Source organism: Microbacterium sp. H6, assembly GCF_003314775.1.
GTDB classification, from domain to species: domain Bacteria; phylum Actinomycetota; class Actinomycetes; order Actinomycetales; family Microbacteriaceae; genus Microbacterium; species Microbacterium oxydans.
The window spans coordinates 1-972 of sequence record NZ_QOAY01000036.1; the positions used below are offsets into that span (position 1 = coordinate 1).

At 72.6% G+C, this 972-nt stretch carries 1 protein-coding gene; it reads right to left on the reverse strand.

Annotation, left to right across the window (positions count from 1 at the left end; genetic code table 11):
* A partial coding sequence (locus DSP71_RS21860; protein ID WP_220151067.1) for a hypothetical protein occupies positions 1 to 972 on the reverse strand: 972 nt, incomplete at both ends.

Consider the following 972-nt stretch of genomic DNA (forward strand, 5'->3'; position numbering starts at 1 on the left):
AGCGGGCCCGTCGTCCCCGCGCCCGGGATCCCCTCCGCGGCACTCGGCGACGTCACGTGCACCGTGAGGGTCGCGCCGTCGCCGGCCGGGATGTCGTGGCGCACGGTGGTCGCGCGGGAGGAGGAGGGCGGCAGGATCGTGGTGCCGAGCTGTGCGCGCTCGACGATGCGGGGTGGCGTGAGGGGGCCTTCGACGCCCAGACGCAGTACGCCGTCGTCGACGCCGATCATCGTCGTGGTGAGCACATCGGCGTCGGAGGAGGCAGGTTCTGTGCGGCCGACCTCGATGCCGTCGTCGAGGTCGATGAGCACGCTCCGCCCTTCCGTGACGGCGAGCACCACCACCCGGTCGTCCTGCACCGCGACGTCGACGATCCGTATATCGGGGTCGTGCCAGTGCCAGGGCGCGCGGTCATCTGCCGCATCGGCTGCGGCGTCGATCAGCACGGCATCCAGACCCCGGTCATGCCATACGAGCACCCCGGTGCCGAGTCGCCAGGCGCGGAACAGCGCGGACCACCGTCCCAGCGGCGTCCCCGTCGCCCGGTCGGTCAGAGTGGTTCCCGCACCGGCGGAACTGAGGGCGCGCAGGCCGCTCTCTCCTCCGGGGAACAGTCGCAGCCGGCCCTCGCTCGGCAGGGGAGCCACCTCTGTCTCGCCCGTCTCCACGTCGAGGGTCACGAGCCGGCGGTCGCGGCTGGCGACCACGTCGAGGCTCCGCGAATCGGCCGCCCAGAGCACGGTGTCGTAGCGGAGACGGATGTCGGGGTGGAGGCGCAGTGTGCCGGCGGCGACATCGACGAGGCCGAAGACGGCATTCTCGTCGGCGGTGGGTGCCCATTCCACCGCGATGCGGCTGCGGTCGGGGGAGGGGAAGATGCGATGGAGGTGGCCGTCCGGCTCGATCACGGTCGAGCCGTCGAGGCGATGGATGCCGCGGCGGCTGCGGTCGGCGGCCCGCCCCAGGGTGAAG